General features: G+C 59.9%; 11 protein-coding genes. 7 read left to right on the top strand and 4 right to left on the bottom strand.

Translation table 11 applies throughout. From position 1 onward, the window contains the following. Position 1: 1 nt before the first annotated feature. Positions 2 to 1,654 carry an NAD-dependent malic enzyme gene (locus ABHV46_RS04800; protein ID WP_438383150.1) on the bottom strand — a complete coding sequence of 551 codons (1,653 nt, stop codon included), beginning with the start codon at positions 1,652 to 1,654 and terminating at the stop codon, positions 2 to 4. Positions 1,655 to 1,813: 159 nt separating this feature from the next. Next, complete coding sequence (locus tag ABHV46_RS04795) at positions 1,814 to 2,167, bottom strand: L-rhamnose mutarotase (RefSeq protein WP_438383147.1); 354 nt, start codon at positions 2,165 to 2,167, stop codon at positions 1,814 to 1,816. A 123-nt stretch (positions 2,168 to 2,290) separates the two neighbouring features. On the opposite strand from ABHV46_RS04795, the gene ABHV46_RS04790 reads away from it, so the two are divergent. From ABHV46_RS04790 to ABHV46_RS04765, 6 genes are read left to right on the top strand one after another with little or no spacing between them, the layout of a single operon-like run. Continuing rightward, the gene (locus ABHV46_RS04790) at positions 2,291 to 3,595 is read left to right on the top strand and encodes an L-fuconate dehydratase (RefSeq protein WP_438383145.1); all 1,305 of its coding nucleotides are present in this window, start codon (positions 2,291 to 2,293) and stop codon (positions 3,593 to 3,595) included. Beyond that, positions 3,592 to 4,368 (top strand): SDR family oxidoreductase, encoded by a 777-nt coding sequence (locus ABHV46_RS04785; protein WP_438383143.1) that lies wholly within the window; start codon positions 3,592 to 3,594, stop codon positions 4,366 to 4,368. Before ABHV46_RS04790 ends, ABHV46_RS04785 begins: the two co-directional genes overlap by 4 nt. Before the next feature lie 38 nt (positions 4,369 to 4,406). Then, positions 4,407 to 5,714 carry an L-fucose:H+ symporter permease gene (fucP, locus tag ABHV46_RS04780; protein WP_438383141.1) on the top strand — a complete coding sequence of 436 codons (1,308 nt, stop codon included), beginning with the start codon at positions 4,407 to 4,409 and terminating at the stop codon, positions 5,712 to 5,714. Between the two features lie 15 nt (positions 5,715 to 5,729). Then, the gene (locus ABHV46_RS04775; protein WP_438383138.1) at positions 5,730 to 6,593 is read left to right on the top strand and encodes a fumarylacetoacetate hydrolase family protein; all 864 of its coding nucleotides are present in this window, start codon (positions 5,730 to 5,732) and stop codon (positions 6,591 to 6,593) included. Then, positions 6,590 to 7,318 carry an SDR family oxidoreductase gene (locus tag ABHV46_RS04770; protein WP_438383135.1) on the top strand — a complete coding sequence of 243 codons (729 nt, stop codon included), beginning with the start codon at positions 6,590 to 6,592 and terminating at the stop codon, positions 7,316 to 7,318. Before ABHV46_RS04775 ends, ABHV46_RS04770 begins: the two co-directional genes overlap by 4 nt. Then, entirely contained in the window at positions 7,315 to 8,220 is a 906-nt protein-coding gene (locus ABHV46_RS04765) for an amidohydrolase family protein (protein WP_438383132.1), read from the top strand. Before ABHV46_RS04770 ends, ABHV46_RS04765 begins: the two co-directional genes overlap by 4 nt. 40 nt (positions 8,221 to 8,260) lie before the next feature. Here the strand turns inward: ABHV46_RS04765 and ABHV46_RS04760 are convergent, their stop codons facing one another. Then, positions 8,261 to 9,370, bottom strand: a complete 1,110-nt coding sequence (locus tag ABHV46_RS04760) for a P1 family peptidase (RefSeq protein WP_438383130.1) — start codon at positions 9,368 to 9,370, stop codon at positions 8,261 to 8,263. Positions 9,371 to 9,576: 206 nt separating this feature from the next. Next, positions 9,577 to 10,710, bottom strand: coding sequence for a type III PLP-dependent enzyme (locus ABHV46_RS04755; protein WP_336944808.1), 1,134 nt, complete (start codon positions 10,708 to 10,710; stop codon positions 9,577 to 9,579). A gap of 624 nt (positions 10,711 to 11,334) precedes the next feature. On the opposite strand from ABHV46_RS04755, the gene ABHV46_RS04750 reads away from it, so the two are divergent. Then, positions 11,335 to 12,306, top strand: coding sequence for a YihY/virulence factor BrkB family protein (locus ABHV46_RS04750; protein ID WP_336945258.1), 972 nt, complete (start codon positions 11,335 to 11,337; stop codon positions 12,304 to 12,306). Positions 12,307 to 12,415: the final 109 nt, after the last annotated feature.

The raw sequence follows: 12,415 nt of genomic DNA, 5'->3' as shown, positions 1-12,415 counted from the left end.
GTCAGATCTTCTCATAAACACAATATTCGGGCGTCCAGACGAGAGACTGGATGCGGTCATGCAGTTCCTCGTCACTGAAATGAGGACATACGCCATCTTCACGCGCCTGTCTGGCGGAAGCTTCGGCAACAGCCAGTGCGACCTTTCGCATTTGCGTGACTGGCGGCAGCAGATTACCGTCCGGATTGCTGCGCAGTGGCGAAAGCGAAGCCAGCCCCCGTGCCGCAGCCATGAACATGGCATCCGTCACGCGTGTGGCACCGGTTGCCAGCAGGCAGAGCCCGAGACCGGGAAATATATAGGCATTATTCGTCTGGTCGACACGATGTGTGCGGCCATGCAGATCGAGCGGCGGAAAGGGGCTGCCGGTGCTGACCAGCGCGCGTTCCTCCGACCAGGCCATGATGTCTTCGGGTGTGGCTTCTGAATGCGAGGTCGGGTTCGAAAGCGGAAAGATAATCGGCCGTTTGCAGTTCTTGGCCATTTCTCGCACCAGAGCCTCGGTGAAGAGTCCCTTGACGCCCGACACGCCAATCAGAATGCTGGCCTTCGTCTCCCGAATGACGGTTTCCAGATCGGTGCCACGATCGCCCCAATCCTTGCGTGCAAAAAACTCCTGACCGGGATTGCTGCCTTTGCGGCTTTCCGTCAGCAGGCCCTTGCGGTCGAGCATATAGAAGCGCGCCAGCGCTTCTTCCTCCGTTGCGCCTTCGTCACGCATGACCTGGAGCAGCAGATTGGCAATGCCGACACCTGCCGAACCGGCGCCGAGCATGACGATTGTTTCGTCTTTTAGCTTGCCGTCATGCGCGTCATTGGCGCTCAGAATGGCCGCGGTGGTGACGGCCGCCGTGCCCTGAATGTCGTCATTGAAGGTGCAGAGCCGGTCGCGATAGCGTTCGAGAAGAGGGGCCGCGTTGACGCCGCTGAAATCTTCCCAATGTAGAACAACATGCGGCCAGCGTGTCTGAACGGCGGTCACGAAGCGTTCGATGAAGGCGTCGTATTCCGCCCCCCGAATACGCTCATGGCGCCAGCCGATATAAGCCGGGTTTTGCAGCAGGTCCTCGTTATTGGTGCCGGTGTCGAGCAGGATCGGCAGGGTCTGGTCGGGCGAGATGCCAGCGCAGGTGGTATAGAGTGAGAGCTTGCCAATGGGGATGCCCATGCCGCCTGCACCTTGATCGCCAAGGCCCAGAATGCGCTCGCCATCGGTTACGACAATCACGCGCACATCGTCATAGGCGGGGTTCGAGAGGATATCCTCCATCGACTCGCGCTCGGGATAGCTCAGGAAAATCCCGCGCGGGCGCTGCCAGATTTCCGAAAAACGCTGACAGGCTTCGCCTACGGTCGGCGTATAGACCAGCGGCAGCATCGTATCGATCTTGCGGGTGAGCAGTGCGTAGAACAGCGTTTCGTTCGTGTCCTGCAACTCGCGCAGATGCACATGGCGGGCGAAAGGCGAGGGCAGGGCATCGAGAAATTTCAGGGCCGCCTCGACCTGCTCATCCAGAGACTGGACCGCGCGTGGCAGGAGGCCATGAAGCTCGAACGCATCGCGCTCGTCAGGAGAAAAGGCCAATCCCTTGTTGAGAAAAGGGTGATCGAGCAGATCCTGACCTGACAGGGCAACGGAAAGCGACTTGTTCATGAATGGTCTCCCGGCAGGTTTATGCACGCATTCGTGCCAGTTATTCTGACATTCTGAGCAGGGAGTGAAACACACGCCAAAATGGTGTGCGAGCCCCCCTGACCCGGATGTGATCGCTGTTGTTAACGCGGCTAGCGACGCTTCGGATTTTCGTCAGGTTTATTCGGGTCGTTGAGCAGGCTGGTCGGCCAGGTCAAAAATACGCGTCATTGCGCGCCATTTCACGTCCGCTGGTGTACCGGGCAGGCGGCGCTGATAGCGGTCCATTTCTGCCTCCCATCGCTCCACGATGGCGGGAACGGCTGTTTGTGCCGGCTGGTCGGTCTCGATTTCGGCAATCATGAAAAGCCGGTCCGCACAGCGCCAGATCTCCATGGCTGCAATGCCACGATCACGCATATCGACCAGAATTTCCGGCCAGACCGCGCCGGGGTGATGTCGCGCCTCATACTCGGCAATCAGGTCGGAATCCGCCACCAGGTCCAGCGCAAAGCAGCGACGTTCGAAGGGCATATCTTGTCTCCCCGGGCAGGTTGCTCTCGATTATGTGTTATATAACATGAATATAACAATGATAATGAGACAATCAACAAAGAATAACAGCGAGTCGTCATAGCGGCTTTTGTGGAGTTCGATGTGACCAGAATTACCTCACTCACCGTCAGAGATATTCGTTTTCCGACATCGGCAGGGCTGCACGGGTCGGATGCCATGAATCCCGATCCCGATTACTCTGCCGCCTATGTCACGCTGGGTACGGACCGGCCCGATATTGTGGGCTATGGGCTCACCTTCACAATCGGGCGGGGCAATGATCTGTGCTGCGCTGCCATCAGGGCGCTGGCGCCTCTGGTGATCGGGCTCGATCTGGAGGCAATCAAAAGCGATGCCGCCGCCTTCTGGCGTCACGTCACCTCAGACAGCCAGTTGCGCTGGGTGGGGCCGGACAAGGGGGTCATGCATCTGGCCACAGGGGCGGTGGTCAACGCCGTATGGGACCTTTGGGCGCGCGACGAAGGCAAGCCGCTCTGGGCTTTGATCGCAGATATGACCCCGGAGCAACTCCTGACGACGCTCGATTTCCGTTACCTCACCGACGTGGTGACGCGAGAAGAAGCGCTTGCCCTGCTTCGGGGCAGGGCCGAAGGAAAAGAGGCGCGTCGCACTCGGCTGATGCAGAGCGGCTATCCCTGTTACACCACCTCCGCCGGATGGCTGGGCTATGACGATGACAGACTGAGAACGCTTTGCGCGCAGGCGATGGCCGAAGGATTTTCTCATATCAAGCTCAAGGTAGGGCGTGATCTGAAGGACGATATCAGGCGCGTCACCATCGCGCGTGAGGTGATCGGCCCCGAGCGCAGGCTGATGCTCGATGCCAATCAGGTCTGGGAGGTGGACGAGGCCATCGCCTGGATGAAGCAACTGGCCTTTGCCAAGCCCTGGTTTATCGAAGAGCCGACAAGCCCGGACGATATTCTGGGCCACGCCAAGATAAGGCGCGGACTGGATAATATCGCAGTCGCAACGGGGGAGATGTGCCAGAACCGCATCCTGTTCAAGCAGTTCATGGAAGCCGGAGCGATCGACGTCGTTCAGATTGATGCCTGTCGTGTGGGCGGGGTGAACGAGGTTCTCGCCATCCTGCTTCTGGCTGCCAAATTCGATCTGCCTGTCTGTCCGCATGCGGGTGGGGTGGGGTTATGCGAATATGTGCAGCATCTGGCGATGGTCGATTATCTCTGTTTTTCAGGCACGACTGAGGGAAGGGTGGCCGAGTTCGTCGACCATCTGCATGAGCATTTCGTCTCGCCTTGCGTGGTGCGTGACGGGGCCTATGTCGCCCCTATGACGCCCGGATATTCCATCCAGATGCATGCGGAGAGTCTTACGGCGCATGAATTTGATGCTTCTGTCTTCGGCCGGGGGGCGAAGCCATGAATCTCGAAATGCTGGGCAAGACGGTCCTCGTTACGGGCGGTGGGCAAGGTATTGGCGGGGCCATCACCCATTCTCTCGCCAAGGAGGGAGCGTGTGTCGCAATCATCGCCCGGCGCCCTCCCAGCGTCGCGTTGAAAGACACACTTGACGCAATGGGGGGGCGTTATCTCTACGTCCCCTGTGAATTGCGTGACGATAATGCCTGCCGTGATGCCGTAGCGCATGTGCTGAGTGAATGCGGAGCAATCCACGGGCTCGTCAATAATGCCGGCGCCAATGACAGCGTGGGGCTGGAGGCCAGCACCGCGGAGTTCCTGCGCTCTGTTCAGAATAATCTGGGGCATTATTTCTCCATGGCGCATCACGCTCTGCCCGCGCTCAGGGCGACGCATGGGGCTATTGTGAATATCTCCTCCAAAACCGCGGTGACGGGGCAAGGCAACACCAGTGGTTATGTGGCCGCCAAAGGCGCGCAGTTGGCGCTGACGCGTGAATGGGCCGTCGCACTGCGCAAGGACGGCATCCGCGTGAATGCGGTTATTCCGGCTGAGGTCATGACCCCTCTCTACGAGAACTGGCTGGCGACTTGTGACGACCCCCAGGCCCGAAAAAAGGAAATCGAGGCGCGCATCCCGCTTGGCAAGCGCTTCACCGAGCCTCAGGAAATTGCGGATACGGTCGCGTTCCTGCTCTCGGAGCGCGCCGCGCATACGACCGGCCAGTTCCTGTTTGTGGATGGTGGCTATGTGCATCTCGATCGGGCGATCGATTGAGTTCCGGCAATCCGAGCCAGTGAGAAGGACCCTTCTCCATGACGATCAAGCCGCAAACCGACCAGGCTCAGACGAGTCAGACTCCAGCCCGCCAGAGCGCCTATCGCGTTGCCATCGCCTTCGTGGTGCTGCTGTTTTTCCTCTGGGGTATGGCCAATAACCTCAACGACATCCTGATCGCGCAATTCAAGAAAGCCTTTGCCCTGTCGGATTTCGGCACGAGCTTCGTGCAGCAGGTTTTCTATTTCGGCTATTTCCTGTTTTCCCTGCCTGCTGCGCTGCTCATGCAGGGGCGTGGTTACAAGAGCGCCATCATGACGGGGCTAGGGTGCTACGGCGTCGGCGCGCTCCTGTTTTATCCCGCCGCAGAATTCGGGAAATACGAGTTTTTCCTCGTCGCCCTGTTCATCATCGCAGGGGGATTGGCCTTTCTGGAGACGGCGGCCAATCCGCTCATGACCGAGATCGGTGATCCTGCCGGGGCCGCGCGGCGTCTCAACTGGGCGCAGGTGGCCAATCCTATCGGGACGCTCTTCGGCATTCTGGTTGGAAAATACTTCATTCTCTCGGGCAAGACGCTCGACCCGACCGACACCAACCTGACCGAGTCCGCCAAGGCGCTGTTCTATCGTCAGGAGATCCTGTCGGTGCGCGGCCCTTATATCGCCCTTGGTCTCGTCGTGCTGGTGCTGGCCATACTGGCGGCCTTTATCCGTTTTCCGCAAGGTCAGCATCATACGGAAGACGGCCCTGAAATGGGACATCTCTGGGGACTGTTCCGGCGTGCAAGGCTGCGTTTTGCCGTGATTGCCCAGTTTTTCTATGTCGGCGCGCAGATTGGCGTGTGGAGCTATACAATCCGCTATGCCGAAGAGAATGCGCATATGAATGAGGCTGCGGGCGCCAATGCCTTGCTGATCAGCCTCGTTCTGTTTGCGTTCGGGCGCTTCTGTGGCACCTCGCTCATGACACGCATCAGGCCCAACACGATGCTGACGGTCTTCTCGGCGCTCAGTCTGCTGCTCGTCTTCGGCGCCTCTGTTCTCCCGGGCGAGGCCGGGTTGTATTGCCTGGTTGCGGCAAGCTTTTTCCTCTCAATCCAGTTTCCGACGATCTTTGCGCTTGGGGTCGAAGGTCTGGGCCGGGAGCGCCGTCTGGGGGCATCGCTCATTATCATGGCCATTATCGGCGGTGCGTTCCTGACCGGGCTTATGGGGCATGTCTCCGATCTTCTCGGCATACGCCTCGCCATGCTTGTGCCGTGCCTGTGCTTCGCCGTGGTGCTGTCCTTCAGCCTGTTTATCAGGAAACTCGAGGTCAGACCGTCTCACGGCCTCACCCTCTGACTTAGGGAGATTTTCATGAAACTCGCCAGACTAGGCCCCATCGGGCAGGAAAAACCTGCTCTCATCGACAGCAAGGGGCGCGCACGCGATCTCTCTTCGGTCGTTCCAGACATCTCGGGTGAGGCTTTGGCGAGCGGGCTCGTCGCCCGTCTCGCCGGGCTCGATCCTGCTTCCCTGCCTCTTATTCCTGAAGGAACGCGTATCGGGGCTGCCGTATCGGGTGTAGGGAAGTTCATCTGTGTGGGGCTTAATTATCGCGATCATGCCGAGGAATCCGGTATTGCGCTGCCTGATGAGCCGGTTCTGTTCATGAAGGCGACGAGCGCGCTGTGCGGTCCGAACGACGCAATCATCATCCCGCTCGGCTCGCAGAAAACCGATTGGGAAGTCGAGCTTGGGGTGGTGATCGGCCAGACAGCGCGTCATGTGTCGGTCGAGACCGCGCTCGACCATGTGGCGGGTTATATGGTGATCAACGACCTGTCCGAACGCGCCTTCCAGCTTGAACAGGGCGGGCAATGGGTCAAGGGCAAGAGCTGCGACACGTTCGGCCCTGTTGGCCCCTGGCTGGTCACCTCTGACGAAATACCCGACCCACAGGCTCTCTCGCTCTGGCTGGAGGTCAACGGTACGCGGCATCAGAACGGCCACACGAGAAACATGGTGTTCGATGTTGCTTTTCTGGTCAGCTATATCAGCCGCTTCATGACGCTTTGTCCTGGCGATATCATTTCAACCGGTACGCCTGCCGGGGTGGGGCTCGGATTTCAGCCGCCTGTCTATCTCAAACCGGGTGACCGGATGGAGCTTGGGATCGAGAGCGATGCGGACGTGTCGCTTGGGCGCCAGACCCAGACCTGCCGGGCCTATGGGTCATGAGCCGCCTTGCCGGAAAGCGCGCCATCGTCACCGGGGCGGGGCAGGGCATTGGCCGTGCAGCGGCAGAGCTGTTTGCCAGTGAGGGGGCTGAGGTCCTGGCGGTTGACAGGAACGGCGCAGCGCTGGGCTCTCTCGCTGCGTGCAAGCCGGTCGTCCTCGATCTGTTGCGCCCTGAGGAGATCGCCGCGACTTTGGGCGTGATCGGTCCGGTCGATATCTTGTTCAACTGCGCGGGCTATGTGGATTCGGGCACGGTGCTCGATACGAGCGCAGAGGGGTATCGTCTCTCCTTCGCGCTCAATGTCCATGCCATGGTCGATGTTATTCGCGCCGTGTTGCCCAATATGCTCGATAAAGGCGGGTCGATCATCAACATGGCCTCGGTGGCGAGTTCCGTTATCGGCGTGCCCAACCGTTTTGCCTATGGTGCGTCCAAGGCTGCCGTAATCGGGCTGAGCAAATCCATAGCCGTGGATTATGTGACGTGCGGAATACGCTGCAATGTCATTTGTCCTGGTACCGTGCAATCGCCCTCGCTTGACGAGAGGCTGGCAGCGACAGGCGATGCAAAGACGGCACGCGCCGCCTTTATCGCCCGTCAGCCGATGGGACGTATTGGCACGGCGGGAGAGATCGCAGAGCTGGCGCTTTATCTGGCGAGTGACGCCTCAGCCTATACTACCGGCAGCGTACACGTGATCGATGGGGGGTGGACCGCCGCATGAGCACGATTGCGGTGGCAAGCAGGAGCGGGTTCAGTCCTCTCCTGTCTGCGATCGACATCGTCGATGCGCATCAGCATGTCTGGTCTCTGTCTAATCCCTTTCATAGCTGGCCCGATGCCGAGCTTGGGGGACTATACTGCGATTATGGCATGCAGGATTGGGCGGCTGTGGCACATTCGGCGGGTGTTACGCGCAGCGTGCTGGTACAGGCTCAGGAAGACTGGCGCGAAACGCTCTGGATGCTTTCTCTGGCGGCGCGCCATCCGACGATCGCCGGGGTAGTTGGCTGGATTGATCTGACCCATACGGAGGCGCCTGAACGCATCGCATGGCTGGCCGGGCAACCGGGACTCAAAGGGGTGCGCCCCATGCTGCAGGATATGGAGGATGAAGACTGGCTTCTCTCGCCAGAACTGCGTCCCGCCCTTAAAGCCCTGTGTCGTCACGGGCTACGCCTTGACGCGCTCATACGCCCGAGACATCTCGACATGCTGTGCCGTTTTCGTCGCGCATGGCCGGAATTGCCGCTGGTGATCGATCATGGGGCAAAGCCCGACATGACGGGGGGCGGGTTCAGCTTCTGGCGCGACGCGATGGCCCGGCTTTCCGATCTGGGCGTGGCCTGCAAATTCTCCGGGCTTCAAACGGAACTGCCTTCGGGGGGTGACGAGATGTTATTGGCACCATTCGTCGAGACGCTCCTGACTCTCTTCCCCGAACGCCTCCTATGGGGCAGTGACTGGCCGGTCTGTCTTCTCACCGGCAAGACCTATGGCGACACGCTTGATTTTGCCCGGAATAGCGTCTCCCACTTTGCCCGAGACCGGGCAGAGTCGATTTTTTCCGACGCATCTGTCGCCTTTTATGGGCTGGATCGAACGGCGATCTCGTCCGCTGACTGAAAACCCTGCGGTGTCCGACAATGCCTCGACTGCTTCAGGATCAGCCGGGCAGGGTCGACCACAAAGTGGATTTCATGCCGGGAGGCTGGGTCGCGCTATAGACGCCGCGCGCAACGGCGCGGGCGAGTACATCGGCGGCGATGCTGCCAAGTCGCGCAACAAGCAGGGCGCGCCCTTCTTCGGGCACTTTCCTGAGACCTGTCGCGAGCGCAAAGATCGTATCGCCGTCAAAGGGCGAATGAACGGGATGAATGGCGCGAGCAAGCCCGTCCTGCGCCATCATAGCGATGCGCTTGAGTTCATCCTGCGTGAGGGCAGCGTCGGTCGCGATGCAGGCCAAAGTGGTATTCGCCCGCGGCTTGGGGTCGAGCTTGGTGCCGCTCCAGTCTTCCGGCTCGATTCGGGAGGACGATACGCCGAGACCGCCGAATTCGTTCCCCTGTTCAAAAGGGGCCGCCCAGAAATGTTTTTCGTGCGGCAAGGTGACAGAACCCAGACTATTGGTCGCCACGATGGCGCCGATCGTATAGCCGTCGTGGCTCACCCAGGAAGCCGTGCCGATACCGCCCTTGAGCCGACCGGCCATGGCGCCATAACCCGCGCCGACCGTCCCCAGTGTCACGCTTCGCCCGGCATGGCTTACTGCCTCTATACCGAGGGCGCGATAGGGGGGGGTCTCACCCCATAATTTATCGCCGCCATTATCGAGGTCATAAAGAATGGCAGCAGGGACGATCGGTGAGACGGGTACGCCGTCAACCCGGCGCATGGCAAAACCGCGTCCCTTTGCGCCGAGCCATGCAGCCACCCCATCGGCTGCAGCCAGCCCGTAAACCGAACCGCCAGAGAGGGTGAGCGCGTCGATTCGATGCACCAGATTCCAGCTACTCAAGGCATCGGTCTCGCGTGTGCCGGGTCCGCCGCCGCGCACGTCGACCGCACAAGGGGCTGGGCTATCAGGCAGAATGACCGTCACCCCGGTGCGTATGTCGGCACTCTGGGCCTGCCCGACCGTCAGCCCCTCAACGTCGATCAGACTGTTTGTCTGCCCGACATGACCCTCAGCGTTCCGGCCCGGTGAGGCCTTCGCCTTTTCCGAAAGAACGAGACCAGTCACGAGGCTGGAGAGCAGGAAATCACGACGCTTCATGAGACAACCGACAGAAACAGGGAGAGGAAACCGGTAAATAGGATATCCCTCATGGTGAGGGAAATTCTGCTTCGTGCCTCGGGCGAACCATGCGCGAGCTGTCTACGCGCCAGAAACAGCAAAGGCGCCGCACGCCGGAATGCTCCGGTAGAGGGCGCCTTTGGGTTCTGTTCGCAATGCCTCGGGAAGAGGCAGCCCTCTCGGGCCTAGATGTAATGCTCGCTCAGCGGGGCAAAGCCATTGAATCCGGTCGAGCAATAGGTGGTAACGTAAGCACCGGTGGTCAGCAACTCGATGCGGTCACCGGAATTCAGCGCATGAGGCAGCTGAACGCGGTTTTTTTCATACATGATGTCCACACCATCGCAGCTCGGACCGGCGACGACGGTCTCACCCGTGGGCAGGCCGTCATGCGGCGTGCGGAAACGATAACGGATCGCCTCGCCCTCGGTCTCCGCCAGGCCGCCAAAACGACCGATATCGAGATAGACCCAACGCGGGTCGCTTTCCTTGCCACCACGACGGCTGACGAGCACGACTTCGGTCGATACCACACCGGCCTCAGCCACCATGAAGCGGCCCGGTTCGATCAACATCTGTGGCAGGGCATTGCCGAAATGCTCGGTCATGGCACGACCGATGGCGAGGCCGAACTGTTCGATCTCGGGAATGTCGTCGCGATAACGCACCGGGAACCCGCCGCCGAGATTGACCATTTTCAGGTCGATACCAGCCGCCGAGAGATCGGTGAACAGCATGGCGACCTTGGCAATGGCCGCTTCATAAGCGGCCGTGCTGGTCTGTTGGCTGCCGACATGGAAGGACAGGCCATAAGGCTCCAGCCCGAGATCGACCGCCTGAAGCAGCAGGTCTTTCGCGTGGGCAATGGTCGTGCCGAATTTGCGCGACAGCGGCCAGTCGGCGCCCTCATTCTCTACCGCGAGGCGGCAGAAGACGCGCGAACCGGGTGCGTGCTCTGCAAGCTTGGCCAGCTCTTCTTCGCTGTCGAACACAAAGAGATCGACGCCCAGACCGAAGGCTTCGCGAATCGAAGAGACCTTTTTGACCGTATTGCCGAAAGAGATCTGGCTGGCCTGCGCACCGGCAGCCATGCATTGATGAATTTCACCAATGGAGGCGGCATCGAATGAAGAGCCGAGGCGCACCAGACGCTCAAGAATGGGCGCTGCCGGATTGGCTTTCACGGCATAATAGATATGCGCCAGCGGAAGCGCGTCACGCAGGGCGTGATAACGCGCTTCGACATGGTCGACATCAACGACCAGGCAAGGAGTAGCCGGCTGCTGCTCGGCAAGATAGCGGACGATTTTCGGAGTCATGAGTCACTCCTCCCGAAATCCGCCCGAATCGCTACGGGCGGAACTGTTGCGAAACGGTCGAACGGACCGGCGATCAGGACGAGGCTGGTTGCTCCAGAGGGAGCAGGATCAGCCCGATTGCCAGAACGCTTGACGTCGTTGCGTAACCTACAGAGGGCCAGTGGCACGTGCGTTGCTGCGTGGGGCGCATATGGGACCAATCCCCCCCTCATGCAACTAAAAAATGGACCCCAATTCTTTTTTCTGCACTGGATGCATGGTCACGCCGCCGTAACGCGAAACGCGGTGCAACGTTTCCGTTGCCACCGCGTCATGCTGGTATCATGCGCCTTGCGTAACTATAGAGGGGGCGCAGACAGATCGTGCGTTCCGGGGTGCAGCAGAGATGCATTGCGGGGCAGGGATCGAGCCAATCAGAGGAAGGAATACTGCGTGGACGAAACCCCCACCCCACGAAGCCAGATGTCACAGGAAGCGGCAGAATCGGGCGGCGCGGTCGAAGCGCGGAAAGTCTCTGGCGACCACGCTGCGCATGCCGATGTGGAGTCCGCCGCATCGGAGGGTGAGGCCGTCGAGGCGCTCGGTCGCGAAGCGCCGGGAACAGGAGCGAAAAGCCCCATCCATATGCCGTTTGGCGGGTGGAAGCTGGTTTTGCGCCAGACTCTGAGCAATCTCGGCTCCAGCCAGACAAGCCTCTCGGCCGCAGGCTGCGCGTTTTACGCGACGCTCTCGCTCTTTCCGGCCATCACATCGCTGATCTCGGTCTACGGGCTCGTTTTCGATTTGCAGACTGTCGAGCCGCAACTCAATGTGCTGCGTAGTCTGTTGCCCCCGACGGCTTTCGAGCTCATCGCCTCGCAGATCCATACGCTGATCGGTCAACCGCATGCCTCTCTGACGATGGGACTGATTTTCTCCATTTCGATTGCGCTCTGGTCAGCTTCGGCCAGCACCAAATCGGTGCTTTCGGCGTTGAACCTTGCCTATGACGTGCTGGAGACGCGCGGTTTTTTCCGTTTCCAGTTTCTGGCGCTCGGTGTGACGTTCGGCGCGGTGCTCGGTGCGTGTCTCACACTGGCGCTCATGGTCGCCTTTCCGGCGCTGGTGGATTATCTGCCTGACCTGCTCAATCGCTTCGGTTTGCGCAATCTACCGCCCGAAATTCTGTATCTCACCGATTATCTGATGAGCTACAGCACACGCTATATCGTGCATTTCGGCGCACCCGCCCTGATGCTGCTCTTTGTGTTCATCGCGGTCACGCTGCTGTTTCGCTACGGCCCCTGCCGCGACAAGCCCGATTGGCGCTGGATCGTGCCGGGCTCGCTGGTCTCGACCTTGCTCTGGGTGCTGACGTCGTTGGCTTTCTCTTATTACGTCAGTCATTTTGCGAGCTATGGCTCGACTTATGGGCCGCTGGGAGCGGTTGCGGCCATTATGATGTGGTTCTTCGTCGGCACCTATGTCGTGCTTTTCGGTGCAGAGCTGAATGCGGGTCTCGAGGACCGTATGAAGGGGTTCAATCCAAAGGTACCGGGTCTCACCCGTGTTCAGGCGACGTCCGAGCCAACGGAAGCCGCCACCTCTGAGGTCTGAGCCAGGGCGGCTTGAAATAAACATTGCGTGGGGAATGCGAAAAAGGCGTGGATCCTAGAGGTCCACGCCTTTTTCGATGGAAGAACAGCAGGCTGGCCTCTCTCAGGAG

It is taken from the genome of Asaia sp. BMEF1 (genome assembly GCF_051628905.1).
Lineage (GTDB): Bacteria > Pseudomonadota > Alphaproteobacteria > Acetobacterales > Acetobacteraceae > Asaia.
This window is presented reverse-complemented; position numbering and strand designations above follow the sequence as displayed.

Excerpts from the sequence above, each read along its gene's own strand:
- fucP (WP_438383141.1), top strand. The coding sequence starts at position 4,407 with ATGACGATCAAGCCGCAAACCGACCAGGCTCAGACGAGTCAGACTCCA.
- ABHV46_RS04770 (WP_438383135.1), top strand. The coding sequence starts at position 6,590 with ATGAGCCGCCTTGCCGGAAAGCGCGCCATCGTCACCGGGGCGGGGCAG.
- ABHV46_RS04755 (WP_336944808.1), bottom strand. The coding sequence starts at position 10,710 with ATGACTCCGAAAATCGTCCGCTATCTTGCCGAGCAGCAGCCGGCTACT.
- ABHV46_RS04750 (WP_336945258.1), top strand. The coding sequence starts at position 11,335 with ATGCCGTTTGGCGGGTGGAAGCTGGTTTTGCGCCAGACTCTGAGCAAT.
- ABHV46_RS04785 (WP_438383143.1), top strand. The coding sequence starts at position 3,592 with ATGAATCTCGAAATGCTGGGCAAGACGGTCCTCGTTACGGGCGGTGGG.
- ABHV46_RS04760 (WP_438383130.1), bottom strand. The coding sequence starts at position 9,370 with ATGAAGCGTCGTGATTTCCTGCTCTCCAGCCTCGTGACTGGTCTCGTT.
- ABHV46_RS04765 (WP_438383132.1), top strand. The coding sequence starts at position 7,315 with ATGAGCACGATTGCGGTGGCAAGCAGGAGCGGGTTCAGTCCTCTCCTG.
- ABHV46_RS04775 (WP_438383138.1), top strand. The coding sequence starts at position 5,730 with ATGAAACTCGCCAGACTAGGCCCCATCGGGCAGGAAAAACCTGCTCTC.
- ABHV46_RS04800 (WP_438383150.1), bottom strand. The coding sequence starts at position 1,654 with ATGAACAAGTCGCTTTCCGTTGCCCTGTCAGGTCAGGATCTGCTCGAT.
- ABHV46_RS04795 (WP_438383147.1), bottom strand. The coding sequence starts at position 2,167 with ATGCCCTTCGAACGTCGCTGCTTTGCGCTGGACCTGGTGGCGGATTCC.